This window comes from Nonlabens sp. Hel1_33_55, from assembly GCF_900101765.1.
Classification (GTDB): domain Bacteria; phylum Bacteroidota; class Bacteroidia; order Flavobacteriales; family Flavobacteriaceae; genus Nonlabens.
In genome coordinates, this window is record NZ_LT627735.1 from 1,132,707 (window position 1) to 1,150,138 (window position 17,432).

The 17,432-nt window shown below is 35.3% G+C and carries 14 protein-coding genes; 11 read left to right on the top strand and 3 right to left on the bottom strand.

Annotated features, from left to right (window positions below):
• The first annotated feature begins 140 nt into the window (after nucleotides 1-140).
• From BLO34_RS04900 to BLO34_RS04940, 9 genes are all read left to right on the top strand, one after another.
• Entirely contained in the window at nucleotides 141-1,166 is a 1,026-nt protein-coding gene (locus BLO34_RS04900; RefSeq protein ID WP_090753098.1) for a helix-turn-helix domain-containing protein, read from the top strand.
• Between the two features lie 240 nt (nucleotides 1,167-1,406).
• Nucleotides 1,407-2,339 carry a retropepsin-like aspartic protease gene (locus tag BLO34_RS04905; protein WP_090753099.1) on the top strand — a complete coding sequence of 311 codons (933 nt, stop codon included), beginning with the start codon at nucleotides 1,407-1,409 and terminating at the stop codon, nucleotides 2,337-2,339.
• A 601-nt stretch (nucleotides 2,340-2,940) separates the two neighbouring features.
• The gene (locus BLO34_RS04910) at nucleotides 2,941-3,825 is read left to right on the top strand and encodes a LysR family transcriptional regulator (protein ID WP_028284074.1); all 885 of its coding nucleotides are present in this window, start codon (nucleotides 2,941-2,943) and stop codon (nucleotides 3,823-3,825) included.
• A 76-nt stretch (nucleotides 3,826-3,901) separates the two neighbouring features.
• Nucleotides 3,902-4,822: a YeiH family protein gene (locus BLO34_RS04915; RefSeq protein ID WP_028284075.1), complete on the top strand. Its 921-nt coding sequence runs from the start codon at nucleotides 3,902-3,904 to the stop codon at nucleotides 4,820-4,822.
• Between the two features lie 758 nt (nucleotides 4,823-5,580).
• A complete protein-coding gene (locus BLO34_RS04920; protein WP_090753101.1) occupies nucleotides 5,581-5,811 on the top strand; it encodes a hypothetical protein in 231 nt (76 codons plus the stop codon).
• Nucleotides 5,811-7,628 carry a S1 RNA-binding domain-containing protein gene (locus BLO34_RS04925; protein ID WP_090753103.1) on the top strand — a complete coding sequence of 606 codons (1,818 nt, stop codon included), beginning with the start codon at nucleotides 5,811-5,813 and terminating at the stop codon, nucleotides 7,626-7,628. Before BLO34_RS04920 ends, BLO34_RS04925 begins: the two co-directional genes overlap by 1 nt.
• 539 nt (nucleotides 7,629-8,167) lie before the next feature.
• Nucleotides 8,168-8,449, top strand: a complete 282-nt coding sequence (locus BLO34_RS04930; RefSeq protein ID WP_090753104.1) for a type II toxin-antitoxin system RelE/ParE family toxin — start codon at nucleotides 8,168-8,170, stop codon at nucleotides 8,447-8,449.
• A gap of 12 nt (nucleotides 8,450-8,461) precedes the next feature.
• On the top strand, nucleotides 8,462-8,764 hold the full coding sequence (locus BLO34_RS04935; protein WP_090753106.1) for a HigA family addiction module antitoxin: 303 nt from the start codon (nucleotides 8,462-8,464) through the stop codon (nucleotides 8,762-8,764).
• A gap of 654 nt (nucleotides 8,765-9,418) precedes the next feature.
• Entirely contained in the window at nucleotides 9,419-9,826 is a 408-nt protein-coding gene (locus BLO34_RS04940; RefSeq protein WP_090753108.1) for a DUF4288 domain-containing protein, read from the top strand.
• 131 nt (nucleotides 9,827-9,957) lie between these two features.
• On the opposite strand, the gene BLO34_RS04945 is transcribed toward BLO34_RS04940, so the two are convergent.
• Both BLO34_RS04945 and katG read right to left on the bottom strand, forming a co-directional pair.
• On the bottom strand, nucleotides 9,958-11,127 hold the full coding sequence (locus tag BLO34_RS04945) for an MFS transporter (protein WP_090753109.1): 1,170 nt from the start codon (nucleotides 11,125-11,127) through the stop codon (nucleotides 9,958-9,960).
• A 145-nt stretch (nucleotides 11,128-11,272) separates the two neighbouring features.
• Nucleotides 11,273-13,543 (bottom strand): catalase/peroxidase HPI, encoded by a 2,271-nt coding sequence (katG, locus tag BLO34_RS04950; RefSeq protein WP_090753110.1) that lies wholly within the window; start codon nucleotides 13,541-13,543, stop codon nucleotides 11,273-11,275.
• Between the two features lie 190 nt (nucleotides 13,544-13,733).
• On the opposite strand from katG, the gene BLO34_RS04955 reads away from it, so the two are divergent.
• Nucleotides 13,734-14,231 carry a nuclear transport factor 2 family protein gene (locus BLO34_RS04955; protein WP_231959566.1) on the top strand — a complete coding sequence of 166 codons (498 nt, stop codon included), beginning with the start codon at nucleotides 13,734-13,736 and terminating at the stop codon, nucleotides 14,229-14,231.
• A gap of 32 nt (nucleotides 14,232-14,263) precedes the next feature.
• Here BLO34_RS04955 and BLO34_RS04960 read toward each other — a convergent pair whose 3' ends face one another.
• Nucleotides 14,264-15,016, bottom strand: coding sequence for a helix-turn-helix transcriptional regulator (locus BLO34_RS04960; RefSeq protein WP_090753112.1), 753 nt, complete (start codon nucleotides 15,014-15,016; stop codon nucleotides 14,264-14,266).
• A 214-nt stretch (nucleotides 15,017-15,230) separates the two neighbouring features.
• On the opposite strand from BLO34_RS04960, the gene BLO34_RS04965 reads away from it, so the two are divergent.
• Entirely contained in the window at nucleotides 15,231-17,432 is a 2,202-nt protein-coding gene (locus BLO34_RS04965; RefSeq protein WP_090753114.1) for a RelA/SpoT family protein, read from the top strand.

Below are 17,432 nucleotides of genomic sequence, written 5' to 3' on the forward strand. Positions count from 1 at the left end.
CAAATTTTTAAATTTGGCTTTTGGTAAAATAAAGATAAAAAGAAAAATTTAAAAATTCGGCTCGTGTATAATCCGAAAAGTTAGCGTCTATTTACACGCTACGTTTCATATACGGAGACGTTGGCACCAATTAAAAAAAAATGCTCAGTAATAACGAATTTGAACAATTATTAGCAAAGTCTGAAAATTCAACTTTAGATTTTAAAACAAGCCTTTATGACTTTAGTAAAGGGCAAATAGAAAATGCTAAATTTATAAAAGACGTTATTTCGTTCTCTAATACAATAAGAAAAGATACTTCATATATAATTTTTGGCATTAAAGAATTGCAAAATGGTGCAATTGAATTTAATGGTATTACTCAAAATATTGATGACGCAATATTGCAAGATAAAGTTAAAGACAATATATATCCAAGACCAAGTTTCGCATATTATACAATTAAATTTGAAGATAAAATATTTGGTGTGCTCGAATTTCCAGTTACAAAATTTGAATTACCTCTTTCGCCAACAAAAAAAATGAAAGGATTGGAAGCCGGTAAATTTTATTTTAGAAATGGTACATCTAATACCGAGGCTACAGGATTAGATGCCATAAGAATTTCTAAATGGCTTGAAAGTATCCCTGGTAATAATAGTATAACTCAATTGAGCGAAAAAATATCGAATTACATCATTCGTCTTTCGGATAAAAATCAGAAGTTGTCTATAATAATTCCAGAGCTATTGTCTTTATCCAAAAAATTTGACTTGAAAAATATTACTGAATTTTGTTCTTCTCAAATTAAAGGAATTGATTATGAGGATAACGAAAATAATTCGTATCGCAAACAGAAGGTATTTGGCTCTCCTTTGAAAGCTGATTTTAATACTAACCCATACATAAAACCTACTCAAAGTAAAGTGAAATCTGAAATGTCAGAAAATAAAGAGTTCTATTCTGTTAAAATAATATTTAACCAGAACTTGTTAGAATTAGAAGACTTTCTTGATAAGTTTTCAAAAAGTAATGGTGTTTCTATGACAATTCAAGAAACAAAAGCTAGTGACTTTTTAAAAGTAAAAAAAGCTTTTCCTTTTTATATATATTGTTTAGAAGATGATTATATCGCTGTTTATAATAACATTAGACAAAAAACAATAGATTTGTTAATGGATAAATAACTGGTGCCAACAAAGTATATAAGCAATGCGGGAGTTGTCGCTTAATTAAAAGTTAAGGTATATTTGGAAGTCGCCGAATTTTTACAAATCCGACTTTTGATACAAACAAATAATAAAAAGCGGACTTTGTAAAAATCGGCTTGTGCTCAACCGAATGGCTACAGCCATTTTCGCCCGCACTGCTCATATACAGAGACGTTGTGCGTAAGCTAAAAAAACTGAATCTAAAAATTGAAAAATATGAAGTTAACAAGGGTATTTATTTATTTAATAACAATTATCTTAATTAGTAGCTGTTCAGTCAATAAGGCCGCAAAATATCTTAAAGAAGGAGAAACAGCTGAAGAAAACTATAAAGTTACTTTACCTTTCGAAATAAGAAATGGCTATATAATTGTACAAGCAAACATAAAAAATAAGGATTATAATTTTATTTTAGACACAGGAACACCGAGTCTTGTATCAAAAAAACTTGCAGAAAAATTAAATTTGAAAATTATTGATTCGGTAAAAGCGTCTGATGTTTTTAATCAAAAACAAGCAAATAAATATACAAAAATAGAAAAAGTCAAAATTGGAACTTTAGATTTTGTTGATACAGTGGCCTTAATAAATGACTTTAATTCTATACCGATGTGGTCTTCTTTAAATATTGATGGGTTTATCGGAGCAAATTTAATGCAACACGCTATTTGGGATATTGATTTTGGTAAAAAACAAATTACAATAACTGATAATGAGTCAAAATTAAACTTACCCAAAGAAATTATTGAAAACAAGTTATTTATTGGTGTTGCAGGAGTACCTTCTATTGCTTGTAAAATGAACGGAAAAAAAGTTTGGAATTTTACTGTAGATTTTGGATATAACGGAGGAATAGTAATGCCATTTACCGAATTTGAAAAGCAAATAGAAAATGGTCAAATTTTAGATTTCAAAAAATTTAAAACTTACGCTACTGTTGGAATTTATGGAGGTCAGGATGTAAAAAGGGAATCTTACAAAGGGACAATTAATGATATTGAATTCGGAAACACTACTCTAAAAAACGAAAAAGTATATTCAGAGCAATATTTGGGTAAAAGATTAGGTTCAGCTTTTTTTAGTAATTATCGTGTTATTCTAAATTGGAATAGTAAAAAAATAAAGTTAATAGAAACAAACTTGGAATAAAAGCCTACGCACAACAACGTATATAGCTCATAACTAATTAGTTACTTAAACGAAGTTAAGGTATATTTGCGAGGTCGCCAAATTTTTAAATTTGACGATTTCCAATAAAAAAGATAAATAGTAAAATTTAAAAATCTGGCTTGTGCTTAATCCGAAAATAATTTTCTAATTTGCACGCTACGAGCCATATACAAGACCGTTCAGGCCAATTGCCTGCGGCCGTAGCTCTCCGCTATGAAAATCGGATTTTAATCCAGTCTATATCATAAAGATCAATTGACCGAAATCTATCGGATAGCGTAAAGCCAAAGCTTGGTAAAATCCAATTTTCAAGACTCCCAATCTACTCAATTGGCCTGAACGGCAAAGGTGTGAAACGCCTTGAACAAGAATTGGTTTGTACCTGGAACAACCACGCTGCCACAAACAACAGTCATGAACAATGTATAAAGCGCATGAGGCGTTCCAAATGCTCAACGCGAGGCTTCAATTCAATAACATTGCATATCTTCATCAAGATAAAACTATTTAAGGCAAGGTAACAGCCAAATGAAGGAGAACGCCTCACACGCATTATACCTTTGCCGTTGTACACAAGCTGATGAAAACCAAGTTACATATATTCAAAATTGTTGCTAAACATTTAAGCTTCACAAAAGCTGCCGAGCAATTGTATATTTCACAGCCTGCTATATCCAAGGCAATTAAAAATTTAGAGCAAGAATATAAAACAACGTTATTTATTCGAAAAAGAAACTCGATAGAAATGACCAAGGAAGGAAAGTCATTTCTTATATACGTTAATAAAATTTTAGCTATCTATTCTGAAATGGACGAACAGTTTCTACATAAGAAAGAAACCTTCCCAAAACTAATAAACTTCGGAGTAAGCACAACCTTGTCTAACTACATTATACCTAAAATAATTGCGAAGTTTAGAGTACAATTTCCTGAAACAAATTTTAACATAATCAGTAATAATTCTGAAAATATTGAAAATTTAATTTTGAATCAGGAAATTGATTTCGGAATTACTGAAGGAAGTATTTCGAATCCAAAATTACAATTTGAAAAATTTATTAAAGATGAAATTGTCCTCGTAACCAATGTTAATAATAATTCTTTTAAAAAAGGAAGTATCGATATCGAAAAGTTGCAAAGAATTCCAATGATTGAACGTGAAAAAGGTTCTGGAACTAAAGTAATTATTAATAAATTTTTATTGGAAAATAATATCAAAAAGCTTAATGTAGCAGTAACTTTAAACAGTACTGAAGCTATTAAAAATTATTTATACAATTCTGATGATTATGCACTTCTTTCAATTAGTGCTATCACTGAAGATTTGTTAAATAATAAACTCAAAATTATAGATATTAAAGATTTAAGTATTGAAAGGTGGTTTTATTTTGTAAAAAGAACAGGTTATCTTTCAAATACCGTGGAATATTTCGAAAAATATATTCGGCTTAACTATAACTTTTAGTTATCTCAAATAACTAATTAATTTGCTTAAAGGTTATTAATTCAATCTACTTTTGTATCAAATAATACTAAATGATATGAAAGAGATTTTTTCAAAAATAGTTTACTTCCTTATAATTATTATTGCCCTTTTAGGCATTATAAACAGTCCAACTGCATTGTTACTTGGTTTTGTATATACACTTATTTTCAATAATCCGTTTAAAGCATACAGTCATAAAGCAATTCATTATTTTCTAAAAATTTCGGTTGTAGGGCTGGGCTTTGGGATGTTTATCAAAGAAACTTTGGAAACAAGTAAAGAGGGATTAAGTTTAACTATATATTCAATATTTTTAACCGTATCGTTAGGTTTGTTGTTAACAAGACTTTTGAAGTTAGATTTAAAACTAGGTCATCTAATTACATCTGGAACAGCAATTTGTGGTGGAAGCGCAATTGCTGCAATTTCCCCAGTAATTAAAGCTAAAAGTAAAACTATAAGTATTGCTTTAGGTATCGTATTTCTATTAAACTCTATTGCGTTGTTTGTGTTTCCTGCAGTCGGTCATTTTCTAAATTTAACACAAGAACAATTTGGCTTATGGTGTGCTATTGCTATACACGATACAAGTTCGGTAGTCGGAGCTGCGCTAGGTTATGGAGACGAAGCCTTGAGAATAGCAACAACAGTAAAACTATCTAGAACTTTGTGGATTATCCCTTTATCAATTTTTTCAATGTTTCTATTCAAAACAAAAGGAGAAAAAATAAAAATTCCTTACTTTATTGTTTTATTTATTATTGCGATTATTATTAATAGTTACCATATTTTACCTGAACCAGCTACTAATTTTATTGTATTAATGGCTAAACGATTATTAATAATAACATTGTTTCTTGTAGGTTCTACCATTTCTATAAAAGATTTGAAATCTACAGGAATGAAACCCATTGTATTCGCACTAACTTTGTGGATTTTTATTTCAATTTTTTCATTAATATATATATTGAACTAAAGCCAGTGTACAACACCGTATAAAATTAATTGCTAGTGCAAGCCTACTTACGAAAATCCTCGCGTATTTGCAATTCGGTTATTATTTGCTAAATTAAGTGCTTAAACAACGCAACTAATCTTATACAAAACCGTTCAGGCCAATTGCCTGCGGCCGTAGCTTTTTGTCTTCCTCTCGTTCGCTATCTCACTCGTCGGAGACAGGATGAAAATCGGATTTTAATCCAGTCTATATCATAAAGATCAATTGACCTAAACCTGTCGGATTGCGTGAAGCCAAAGCTTGGTAAAATCCAATTTTCAAGACTCCCGATCTACTCTTATGTCTGCCTCTCGCTCCTACCTCGCTCGTCGGAGACAGAAACGGCAACCGTGATTCAACGCCTTGAGTAAGAATTGGTTTGTACCTAAAACAACCACGCTGCCACAAACAACAGTCATGAACAATGTATAAAGCGCATGAGGTATGCATTCCTCTCGCTGTGCTCGTAGGATGCAGGATGCTACTCGTGAGGCAATAATTCAATGACATTGCATATCTTCATCAACCTAAAACAATTAAGGCAAGGTAACAGCCAAATGAAGGGGAACGCCTCACACGCATTATACCTTTGCCGTTAGCTGCAATGGCTAAAAAAATAGCTATATGAAGTCATTTTGATTATTTATCTTTAGCAAAAGAGATTATAAGCCAAAAATTAGAATAATTTAACATTACCCGAACAATACTGACTTAAATTTAATGGTTATTAAGTTATAATGAAAAAGAATGTAGACATACCAGCAATTCATGACAATGACTTAATAGATGTTCTTAAAGAACTTGGACTTTATTCTGAATTAGTAGATGAAAACATTAATTGTTTAAATTGTGAAGAAGTTATTCAAATGAATAATCTTGGAGGTCTAATATCTATTAATAAAGAAGTGAAAATTATTTGTAATAATCCAGAGTGTTTGGCTAGCGAAATCATAAAAAGCACACCTTAATGGATGAAGTTGCAAAGGAAATACTGAAGATAGGATTACTTCCTACCTTACTTTTAGTAATTGTTTTCTTAATTGTTCAGGATTCGACTAGAGCTGACAAATTAAAATCCCTAATCACCAAACCTTTTTTTCGTCTTTTTAAATGGTTCTCTAAATCTTACATTTCTAGTGAAATAAATGCATCACTAAACGGTTTTTTTAATAAAAATATATACAGCTATTTAATTCAAAATCCGAATACTAAATTTAAAGTCAAATGGGTAAGAAAAAGTAAAGATCCTATTTTTAAAAATAATGGCACACTAATATTAAGAATAAGAAATGAGGAAGATCAAACAAGGAATATCTTAAGTGCATCAAAAGTTGCATTGCCACATGTAATTTGTCCTCTAATACGTTCAAATATTGATGCTCATATATCTACAGCAATTGATTTAACAATAATGAAAAACTTAGCTGGCAAGCTAGGACGTCACGGCAAAGCAATTTTTAAAAGACACTTCCTTGATCCAGAAACAATTGCAGAAGCCCAAATTACTGATGTATTGCCAAAACTAATAGAATTAGATAAACATGGAATTTTTACATCTATATTTCTAAATGAACTTGAATTAGTAGGAGATGAACTATATTCAGAATCTGACTATAAAAATTACTCAAATGAAACTTTAAACTTTATTAAATACCTATTAGATATCGTTAATCGAGAAAAAGGATCGGAAATTGAATTGAATTATATTAGTGGTCCTTTTAAAGTTGGGACAATACTTTTAGCAAAAACTAGCAGAGCAAACTCACAGGGTCTTAGACCTTATTTAAGGAGACTAAGAATGAAAATAGATAAAGGATGTGAATCGATCTATTTAATATCATTTCCTAATAGTTATGACTTTTTTAAAAGAATTATTAAAACAATAGAAAGTCATGAATCAATAAACTTAGTAAAGATTGTAAATACAATAGATTTTGGAATAGATAGTAATAAAACAAAAGAAAACTTCAAAATAGCCATTCTGTCTACAAATCAAATTTCTGGATCATTAAGCTTTAAAGCTCGTATTGAAGCAAATGAAATTACAGAAGGAAAAATTTATGATGGAATTGTAGAAGATTTGTCTGAAAAAGAAGCATTAGTAAATCTTTTAGGTTTACGTGCTTACGTAAAGAAAAATGAATGTTGCTGGGGAATAGCTAATGACTGTCGAGAACACTTAGAAATAAATACTGAGTACAAATTCAAAGTCAATAATATTGACTTCATAACTGGTACCATTTTATTGTCAAGAAAAATTGAAACAGAAAACCCATGGCTTATAAATGAAAAACCAACTATCGATGAAAGAATAGTAGTTATGGTTAATTCTACTTCATTTGGTAATTTATATGGTGAATATAACAATTTGGTTGTGTTAATCCCAGAAAATGAAATTTCTTGGTTTGCACTCACTGTTGATGAAATTTCAGATTTTAAAGGAAAAGAACTTGAAGTAAAAGTGAATGAGATTGATAATGAGAATTTTCAAGTAATCTGTAGTAAAAAGGACATTATTAGTAACCCTTGGCCAGAAATTCATAAACTACTTCCTAGAGGCCAGGAATTTAATGGAAAAGTATTACAAGTGCATGAGCATTTCGTTAAAGTAGAAATTGACCATTCAATTGTCGGGATTCTACCAAAAGAAAGTCTTTATAAAGCAGGACATGAATATGCTAATTTTATTGAAAACATGAAAATTGGACAAGGAATCGATGTGTATATCAGTAAAGTATTTCTAAATAAGAAAAAAATAAGACTAGATTTAACTAGAAATAAATAAAAACCACAGCAGCTAACACCGTATAAAATTAATTGCTAGTGCAACCCTACTTACGAAAACCCTCGTAGCCTTTTTAATCGGCTTGTATTTGCTAAATGAGTTGCTCAAAACACGCAACTAATCTTATACAATCACGTTCAGGCCAATTGCCTGCGGCCGTAGCTTTTTGTCTTCCTCTCGCTCCTACCTCGCTCGTCGGAGACAGAAACGGCAACCGCGATTCAACGCCTTGAGTAAAAATTGGTTTGTACCTAAAACAACCACGCTGCCACAAACAACAGTCATGAACAATGTATAAAGTGCATGAGGTATGCATTCCTCTCGCTGCGCTGGTAGCATGCAGGATGCTACTCGTGGCGCAATAATTCAATGACATTACATATCTTCATCTAACAAAACTAAACAAGGCAAGGTAACAGCCAAATGTGAGGGAACGCCTCAAACGAATTATACCTTTGCGGTTAAGCAACATTTGAAAAAAATTCTGCAAACATTTAGAAATTTACTTATCTTTGACGTTAGTAACGCAAAACAAAACTATGATTATTTCTTTTGGCTCGAAACAAACCGAACAAATTTGGAACGGAATCCGAGTTAAAAAAATGCCGATTGAAATACAGAACGTTGGACGTCGAAAATTAAGAATGTTGAATAATTCACAAGATATTGCTGATTTGAGAATTCCGCCTTCTAACCGACTTGAAAAACTGACTGGAAAATTAAAAAAGTTTTATAGTATTCGGATTAACAAACAATGGCGAATTATATTCATTTGGGAAAGCGGAAACGCAAGCGAAGTGGAAATAATCGACTATCACTAAAAAAGTAAAATAATGAAAAAGTTAGCAAACGTACATCCAGGAGAAATTTTGAATTTTGAATTTCTTGAGCCGCTTGAAATTACTGCATACCGACTTTCAAAGGACTTGAAAATTCCGCAAACTCGAATATCTGAAATTATAAAGGGAAAACGTCGAATAACTGCCGACACAGCTTTACGATTGAGCAAATATTTCGGCAATTCTGCAAAATTCTGGCTCGGAATTCAAGACGATTATGATATCGAAGAAGAACAGGACGCAAAAGAAAATGAACTGAAAGAAATAAAACATTACGGAAATAAAAACGTTGCCTAACATCGTATAAAAACAATAGGGCAATTGTAGCAAAACCGAATGGTTCCAGCGTATTTGCGAGGTCGCCAAATTTTTAAATTTGGCTTATTGAGAAAAGGAAGATAAATAGTAAAATTTAAAAATTCGGCTTGAGTTTAACCGAATGGATAGCGTGCAAATTAGCGCTACTTTTCATATACTCGACCGTTCAGGCCAATTGCCTGCGGCCGTAGCTTTTTGTCTTCTTCTCGTTCGCTATCTCACTCGACGGAGACAGGATGAAAATCGGATTTTGATCCAGTAAATATCATAAAAATCAATTGACCGAAATCCATCCGATAGCATAAAGTCAAAGCTTGGTAAAATCCAATTTTCAAGACTCCCGATCTACTCAATTGGCCTGAACGGCAACGGTGATTCAACGTCTTGAGTAAGAATTGGTTTGTACCTAAAACAACCACGCTGCCACAAACAACAGTCATGAACGATGTATAAAGCGCATGAGGTATGCATTCATCTCGCTCCGCTCGTTGGATGCAGGATGCTACTCGTGAGGCAATAATTCAATGACATTGCATATCTTCATCATCCAAAACCAATAACGAAAAGGTAACAGCCAAATGCGAGGGAACGCCTCACACGCAGTATACCTTTGCCGTTGGCTACATTTTGAAAATGAAAATCCAAGAAAAAATATCGAACAAAAAAGGAAATTGGTATATCGTCGAAATTATTGAAAAATGCGAACCAGTCGACCGCAATGAAAAACAAGATTTACGGAGAGTAACAACTTGGGGAAATCACCATTTAATAAAAGCTGACTCTCCTGAAAAAGCATTTGACAAAGCAGTTAAACTCGGAAAAGAAAAAAATTATAATTTCATAAACTCTGACAAAATCGAAATGGAATCAATATTTGTCGGAATTGGAGAATTATTACCGATTTATGAAGACATTGAAGATGGAGCGGAATTGATGTGGACAGATTACGGATTCATAAGTAATCGCCGAACAATGAAAATGCCTTATGAAAAAAGGGAACTTATGGAATTAATTAAACAGAAACGAAATAAAAAACTGTAGCCAACAATGTATAACCGCAATTACGGCGGATTCAACTACGTCCGGATCCACTAGAAATTGCTAATCCGTCCGCAATCCAACAACTAATTTCTTTTAGAATTAACAAACAGGTATACTTAAAACTAGAATACTTATCTCAATTTATATTTAGTCCTGAGCCAAAAAATGACCAGTAGAAATGCTAGAACAACAAGAGCCAGTAAAAAGACGTAGCTCATCGTTAAGCTACTGATATTTGAAATAAACCCGAGTAGTACTGGTCCTACTAGAAAACCTAGAAATCCAATTCCTGATACTACTGATATTGCTAGCGACGCACTCAATCGTTTCGTTCTTCCTGCTAGCCTAAAAAGCTCAGGAATGATAACTGAGATACCAAGGCCTAAAATCCCAAAGCCTAAAACGCTTACATAGATGTTTGAAGCCAAGATAAGTCCATAAGCCAAGGCAGCAAGTATGAACCCATAAGCCATAACGGTAGTCGCTCCTATCCTATTACTTATTCCATCACCCAAGAATCTACCTAATGTCATTGTTAATGAGAAAACGATAAATCCATATCCAGCTTGACTTTCTGTAACATGGACTACATCAAAAAGAAATAAATTGCTCCAGTGCTCTACGGCACCTTCATTAAACAATACTATAAATGCAACGATGGATAAACCGAGTACGGGTCGTACATTTTTGAAGATATTGACGCTTTGAGTATTCTCATCTTTGGGATCTTCTGTGATATGAGTGTAGTATTTTGATAAGAATAGGGTGGTAATAATTACGATACTAGATATAAGCAGCATATGATAGCTAGGATCTGTAAAGCTCAAGATCAGAAAACTACCTATTCCTGCTCCTATAAATCCACCTAAACTAAAAAAACCATGGGCTGCAGACAGGAAATTTTGCTGGTCCTTGCTTTCAATGATTGACACGGTCGCATTCATTGATGTTCCTGTAAATCCAGAGAATAAACCTGTTCCTAACAAACTGGCGCAAAGCATATAATAATTGGGAGCCAATAGTGGTAAATTATACAAAAGCGCCAGTCCTATAATACCGTATTTCGTGGATTTACCTGCTCCTAATTTTGCATTGATGATAGGTACCAATGGTATAGAAATCAATAAACCGCAGGCAGTAAAAAACAGCGCAATTCCTATTTCAGAATCATCGAGCCCAAACTTGAGTTTTATATGCGGGATATAAAGGATCCAGGTTCCAATTAAAATATTGACTGATGAAAAAACCCATGCCGGAGCAAAGTATTTTAAATGGGAAAGAATAAGTTGGAGTGATTTCATTTGCTAATTTAGACTTGCAAAGAAACAATTATAGATCAAGGGTTTTGAGGAAATCGAAAACCTATTTTTAATGAAAAAATAATTCCCATAAATCAAAAAAAGCCGATTCATTACTGAATCGGCTTTTGCATTTTGAATGATTATTCTAGAATTGATCTACTAGATCAAAACGATCAAGGTTCATCACCTTAGTCCATGCTTTTGCAAAGTCTTTTACAAACTTCTCCTTAGCATCATCACTAGCATAAACTTCTGCTATGGCTCTTAATTCGCTATTCGAACCAAAAATCAAGTCCACTCTTGAACCACGATATTTTGTATCTCCGGTTTTGCGATCCGTACCATCAAACATAAGTTCTGAAGATGAAACGGCATTCCAAGTGATTCCCAAATCTGTGATGGCTACAAAGAAATCATTATTCAAAGTTCCAGGAGCATCTGTGAACACTCCAGTTTTGGACCCATCATAATTGGTGTTCAACGATCGCATACCACCAACCAATACGCTCATTTCTGGTATGGAAAGGGACATGAGATTTGCTCTATCAATCATCAACTCCTCACCTGCTGCATTCTGGCCGTTTGCGATATAATTTCTAAACGCATCTGCTTTAGGCTCTAGATATCCAAAGGATTCTACATCAGTTTGTTCCTGAGAAGCATCTGTACGTCCAGGCATAAACTCTACATTTATGTCATGACCTGCATCAGCAGCAGCTTTTTCAACGGCAGCGGTTCCTCCAAGAACAATAAGGTCTGCCATGGATACTTTATTGTTTCCATCAGCATCTTTATTAAAACTTGATTGGATATCCTTAAGAGCGTTTAGCACTTTGTGCAACTGCTTAGGATTATTAACTTCCCAATGGCTTTGTGGCGCTAGTCTGATATGTCCACCGTTTGCACCACCACGCTTGTCAGAATGACGGTACGTAGAGGCAGATGCCCACGCAGTGCTCACCAATTCAGAAACCGATAATCCAGAATCTAAGATTTTTGATTTTAAGTTTTCAATATCTTTTGGCTCTATGATGTCATATGTTGCTTCTGGGATAGGATCCTGCCATTTGTAGTCTTCTGCAGGAACGTCTGCTCCTAGGTACAATGCTTTTGGTCCCATGTCCCTATGGGTTAATTTGAACCACGCTTTCGCGAAAGCGTCCTCAAATTCAGCTGGATTTGCTCTAAAACGCTTTGAGATTTCCAAGTATTTTGGATCCATCTTAAGTGCCATGTCCGCAGTGGACATCATCAAATCTTGAGTTTTTGAAGCATCGCCAGCCATAGGTGCTTTCATCGCGTTTGACGCGTCAGTAGGTCTCCACTGGTGTGCACCTGCAGGGCTCTTTGTTAGTTCCCATTCATAATCCAGCAATACCTTGAAGTAGTCATGATCCCATTGAATAGGATTAGGTGTCCATGCTCCTTCCAGTCCACTCGTAATAGTATCATCTCCTTTACCAGTTTTGTAGGTGTTTTTCCATCCTTTGGACATTTCTGCCATAGGGGCACCTTCCGGTTCAGATCCTACATATTCTTCAGGGTCTGCCGCACCATGCGCTTTACCAAAGGTGTGTCCACCAGCTACCAATGCCACAGTTTCCTCATCATTCATGGCCATACGACCAAATGTCTCTCTTATATCATGTCCAGAACCTATTGGATCTGGGTTTGCGTTGGGACCTTCAGGATTTACATAGATCAATCCCATATGGGTAGCTCCTAGAGGTGCTTCTAGATCACCTTCTGCATAACGAGCCTCGTTGCCCATCCATTCTGTTTCAGAACCCCAATAAATATCCTGTTCAGGTTCCCAAGTGTCTGTACGACCACCAGCAAAACCTTTCAATTTCAATCCCATAGACTCTATCGCCATGTTACCGGCTAGAATCAATAGATCTGCCCAAGAGATTTTCTGTCCATATTTTTTCTTGATAGGCCATAATAATAATCTGGCTTTATCAAGATTTCCATTATCTGGCCAGCTGTTCAACGGTGCAAAACGCTGGTTTCCTGTTCCAGCACCACCACGACCGTCTCCTATACGATAGGTTCCAGCACTATGCCAGGCAAGACGTATCATTAATCCACCATAGTGACCGTAATCTGCTGGCCACCATTCCTGGGAATCTGTCATTAAATTTTTAAGATCTTTCTTCAAAGCCTCAAGATCTAGACTTTTAAAAGCAGTTGAATAATCAAAAGTCTCATCTAACGGGTCAGATTTAGGAGCATTTTGTCTAAGTATATTTAATTTGAGAGCGTTGGGCCACCATTCTTTATTTGTAGTACCACTACCAGCAGTACTGGAAGGTGCGCCGCCCATGAAAGGACATTTTGCCGCTGCGCTAGGATCGTTTATTTCCCAAACGTTTGAATTTGCCGCACCCTTGTCATGATGATTTTTGTTATCCATAATATAATTTTAATGAGTTACTTACTTCTCAAATATATTTTATTTAAAAGCCAACGATGCAGGATTTGGAAAGATTAAACAGAACCATCCATAGTCAAAATCTATGGAGCATCAATTTCTAAAAGTTTTAGTCAATGGAATTGCCATGTAATCCCAACCAATTTCTTCCCTTTGTTTTAATTGATTAGGTATGTTTCAAATGCATTTCTTCTATACCGTCATGGACACTAAAACTTTATTGACCCAATTCTATAAAGGATTGAAGAATGCTAATGCCAGCAACATGACTGCGCTATATAAAGACAACAGCCATTTTAAAGATCCAGTATTTGGAGATTTACACGGTGAACATGCAATATCGATGTGGCACATGTTGTTTTCCAAAAATAACCAAGTGAAAATTTCCTATAAAATTATTGAGGCCACACCCACATATGGTAAAGTCCAATGGACAGCTAATTATCTAAATGGATCTAACAAAAGGCCGGTTACAAATCACGTCACGGCTAATTTTAAGTTGGCGGACGGTGAGATTGTTAACCATGTTGATTCTTTCAATCTATCGAAATGGTCTAGACAGGCACTAGGTGTAAGCGGTCTTTTAATGGGCTGGTCCTCTTTTATGAAAAACCAAATCCAGAAAAAAACGAACTCGTTATTGGATCATTACATAGAACTAAAAAGGTAGATCTTTGAAAGAACCTTGCAGCGATGAAGTATCTAATTGGAATATAATTGATTGAGCAACTCGGTGGCACTACTCACGTTAAGTTTTTTATAGATGTTTTTGAAATGGGTTTTAACCGTATGAATGGACACGTTCAGTTCATCTGCGATATCCTTTTTAGTGCTTCCTTTTGAAAGAAGTTCGGCGAGCTTTAATTCTGTGGTGGTAAGCATTTCCAGATCGTGCAGGATCATGCGATCATAGATCAATTCCTGACCAGTGGTTGTTTGTAGCCGAACGATACCTCGCACGCCATTCATTTTAAGCGCAGACTCATAACAAACGCCTGTAGATGCAGTTGGCTCTCCGTTTTCATCATAATTGGTATAAGAAGTATATTCTACAATAGATACGGGATCTTGGCCAGAATGTCCTTTAAAGCGATAATAAAGTTCAAACATAGCGTTTGACCTGTCTTTTTTATTCATTGCTTTATAGGCGGTTTCCATTTCTGGAAACAAAGATTGACCCAGTTTTTCTAAATCGGCTGGTTCCATAATAATAGGGAGAATATCAAGCCCCTTCTGCTTAAATCCTAACGGAGTTACTCCTGTAAAAGCGACGCAAGAATCGCTGACAAATTCATACTTCAAAGTATGCAGATTGAGCAGATAAGAAAAGGAATTCTTGTGAATCGCCTGTTCAGATGCTTTTCTAAATCTATTGATCAACTCCTTTAGATCTGATTCAGGTAATCTGGTATTACTTCTAAGTAGGGACTTATGCTTGATGAGTACCTTTTTCATATCAAATTAGTTTTGTATCTATCTGTATTCAAAGGGGTTTCAAATCTACTCATAATTAATTAAATGTAGGAAAAACATTCGGTTTTAGTATGATTTAAGTCGTTTAACGATGTGGTCTTAAAATTGCTCGCTTTCGCGAAAGCGAACTCATCATTCTCACATACTGCTCTCGTAAGTATTGGTGGATGTCACAAACTAATGTATTTTTACTATAATGACAGAAGCTGCCGTAAAAGAGGAAAATAAGCGCATTGCCAAGGAATACAAGGAGTTGCTTAAAATAAGCTATCAAGCCTTGTCGAGCGATGACAAGAAGCTGATTAGAAAGGCGTTTGACATCGCGGTAGATGCTCATGCTCCACAACGTCGCAAATCTGGTGAAGCATATATCTTTCATCCCATTGCCGTAGCCAAAATAGTGGCCAAGCAAATAGGCCTGGATGCCACTGCAATCGCCGCTGCGCTACTACACGATGTTGTTGAAGATACCCAATACACGCTGGCAGATATCGAGGAACTTTTCAATCCAACGATTGCTCGTATCGTCGATGGATTGACTAAAATCATGCATCTCAAAAACGATGCAGATATCTCTTCCCAGGCAGAGAACTTCCGTAAGATGTTGTTGACGCTCAATGATGATGTGCGAGTTATCATTATCAAGATTGCAGACCGGTTGCATAATATGCAGACCATGGACAGCATGCCGCCTGCAAAACAGGTAAAAATTGCGAGCGAGACGCTCTACATCTATGCACCTATTGCCCATAGGTTAGGACTTTACAACATTAAAACAGAACTTGAAGATCTGGGTCTCAAATACACAGAACCTGAGGTATTTCAAGATATTCAGACGTCCATAAAGGAAAGCAAGGAGCAGCAGGATGAATACATCAGGCAATTCAGCTCTATAATTGATGACAGTCTACACAAAGAAGGACTGGAATATTACATTAAAGGTAGACCTAAATCGGTTTTTTCCATACGTCGCAAGATGCTCAAGCAAAATGTAAGTTTTGATGAGGTCTATGATAAGTTTGCTGTTCGCATTGTTTTTAGAAGCGATAGAGCTAACGAGAAGTTTCTAGCTTGGAAAATATACAGTGTCGTTACAGACCACTTTAGACCTAATCCAGTTCGTTTGAGAGACTGGATAAGCTCACCTAAATCAACAGGCTATGAAGCGCTACACATTACCGTCATGGGTCCTGACGGCCGCTGGGTAGAAGTCCAGATTCGTAGTGAACGTATGCATGAGATCGCAGAAAAAGGATATGCAGCCCACTACAAATACAAACAGGGAAATGAGGAAGATGGACTGGATGAATGGCTCAACCGCCTACAGGAGGCTCTAGAAAACTCTGAATCCAATGCGATTGACTTTGTAGAGCAATTCAAGCTGAATCTCTACAGCAAAGAGATTTTTGTTTTTACGCCTAAAGGCGAACTCAAATCATTGCCAAAAGGAGCAACGCCTCTTGACTTTGCTTTTGCTATTCATACAGAGGTTGGATTGCATACTCGCGGTGCTAGAGTGAATGGAAAACTGGTACCACTATCACATACGCTTAATAGTGGTGACCAGGTAGATGTGATTACCAGCGATAATCAAAAGCCAACCAAAAACTGGTTGGACTATGCAACGACCGCACGGGCAAGATCAAAGATCAAAAGCGCCTTAAAAGAAGATCAGAAAGACATTGCTGCAGAAGGTAAAGTTATTCTAACCCGCAAGCTTAAATCCCAAAAGATAAAGCTGGATGAGAATACCGTCAATGAGATGGTGACTTACTTTAAAATGAAAACCAGCCAAGACTTATTCTATAGAGTCGGTTCAGGAAACATTGATAATAAAATGATCAAGGAATATGCTAACAGTCGTAGCAATGCCTTGTATTCTTTCTTCAAGAGCAAAATGCGCAAGAAGGAAGAGAATACTGATTTATACAAAGAAGAAGTTACCCAGAACTATGATGAATTGGTTTTTGGTAAAGAACAAGCAACCTTAGATTATACACTGTCCAAATGTTGCAACCCTATTCCTGGTGATTCGGTTTTTGGGTTTACAACGGTGAGTGAAGGAATCAAGGTTCATAAGAACAACTGCCCAAATGCGATAAGTCTGCAAAGTAAATATGCGTACAGGATTATTTCAGCAAAATGGATTGACTCTTCTCAGAAAGAACATCGCGCAGATCTCAAGCTGGAAGGCATTGATCGTATGGGACTTGTTCAACAAATCACCCAGCTAATTTCTGAAAACATGCATGTCAACATTAGAAATATAAGCTTTACTAGTGACGACGGTGTTTTTAAAGGGCAAATTACAGTCGTAGTCCCCAATATCAATATGCTGACAAAGCTCATGCAGAACTTGAATAAAATTAATGGTATCGACAAGGTAACCAGATCATGA

What these genes read in the sequence shown, in the direction of transcription:
- BLO34_RS04910 (WP_028284074.1), top strand. Translation starts at nt 2,941, where the DNA reads ATGAAAACCAAGTTACATATATTCAAAATTGTTGCTAAACATTTAAGC.
- BLO34_RS04900 (WP_090753098.1), top strand. Translation starts at nt 141, where the DNA reads ATGCTCAGTAATAACGAATTTGAACAATTATTAGCAAAGTCTGAAAAT.
- BLO34_RS04920 (WP_090753101.1), top strand. Translation starts at nt 5,581, where the DNA reads ATGAAAAAGAATGTAGACATACCAGCAATTCATGACAATGACTTAATA.
- BLO34_RS04930 (WP_090753104.1), top strand. Translation starts at nt 8,168, where the DNA reads ATGATTATTTCTTTTGGCTCGAAACAAACCGAACAAATTTGGAACGGA.
- BLO34_RS04940 (WP_090753108.1), top strand. Translation starts at nt 9,419, where the DNA reads ATGAAAATCCAAGAAAAAATATCGAACAAAAAAGGAAATTGGTATATC.
- BLO34_RS04935 (WP_090753106.1), top strand. Translation starts at nt 8,462, where the DNA reads ATGAAAAAGTTAGCAAACGTACATCCAGGAGAAATTTTGAATTTTGAA.
- BLO34_RS04960 (WP_090753112.1), bottom strand. Translation starts at nt 15,016, where the DNA reads ATGAAAAAGGTACTCATCAAGCATAAGTCCCTACTTAGAAGTAATACC.
- BLO34_RS04905 (WP_090753099.1), top strand. Translation starts at nt 1,407, where the DNA reads ATGAAGTTAACAAGGGTATTTATTTATTTAATAACAATTATCTTAATT.
- BLO34_RS04925 (WP_090753103.1), top strand. Translation starts at nt 5,811, where the DNA reads ATGGATGAAGTTGCAAAGGAAATACTGAAGATAGGATTACTTCCTACC.
- BLO34_RS04965 (WP_090753114.1), top strand. Translation starts at nt 15,231, where the DNA reads ATGACAGAAGCTGCCGTAAAAGAGGAAAATAAGCGCATTGCCAAGGAA.
- BLO34_RS04915 (WP_028284075.1), top strand. Translation starts at nt 3,902, where the DNA reads ATGAAAGAGATTTTTTCAAAAATAGTTTACTTCCTTATAATTATTATT.
- BLO34_RS04955 (WP_231959566.1), top strand. Translation starts at nt 13,734, where the DNA reads ATGTTTCAAATGCATTTCTTCTATACCGTCATGGACACTAAAACTTTA.
- katG (WP_090753110.1), bottom strand. Translation starts at nt 13,543, where the DNA reads ATGGATAACAAAAATCATCATGACAAGGGTGCGGCAAATTCAAACGTT.
- BLO34_RS04945 (WP_090753109.1), bottom strand. Translation starts at nt 11,127, where the DNA reads ATGAAATCACTCCAACTTATTCTTTCCCATTTAAAATACTTTGCTCCG.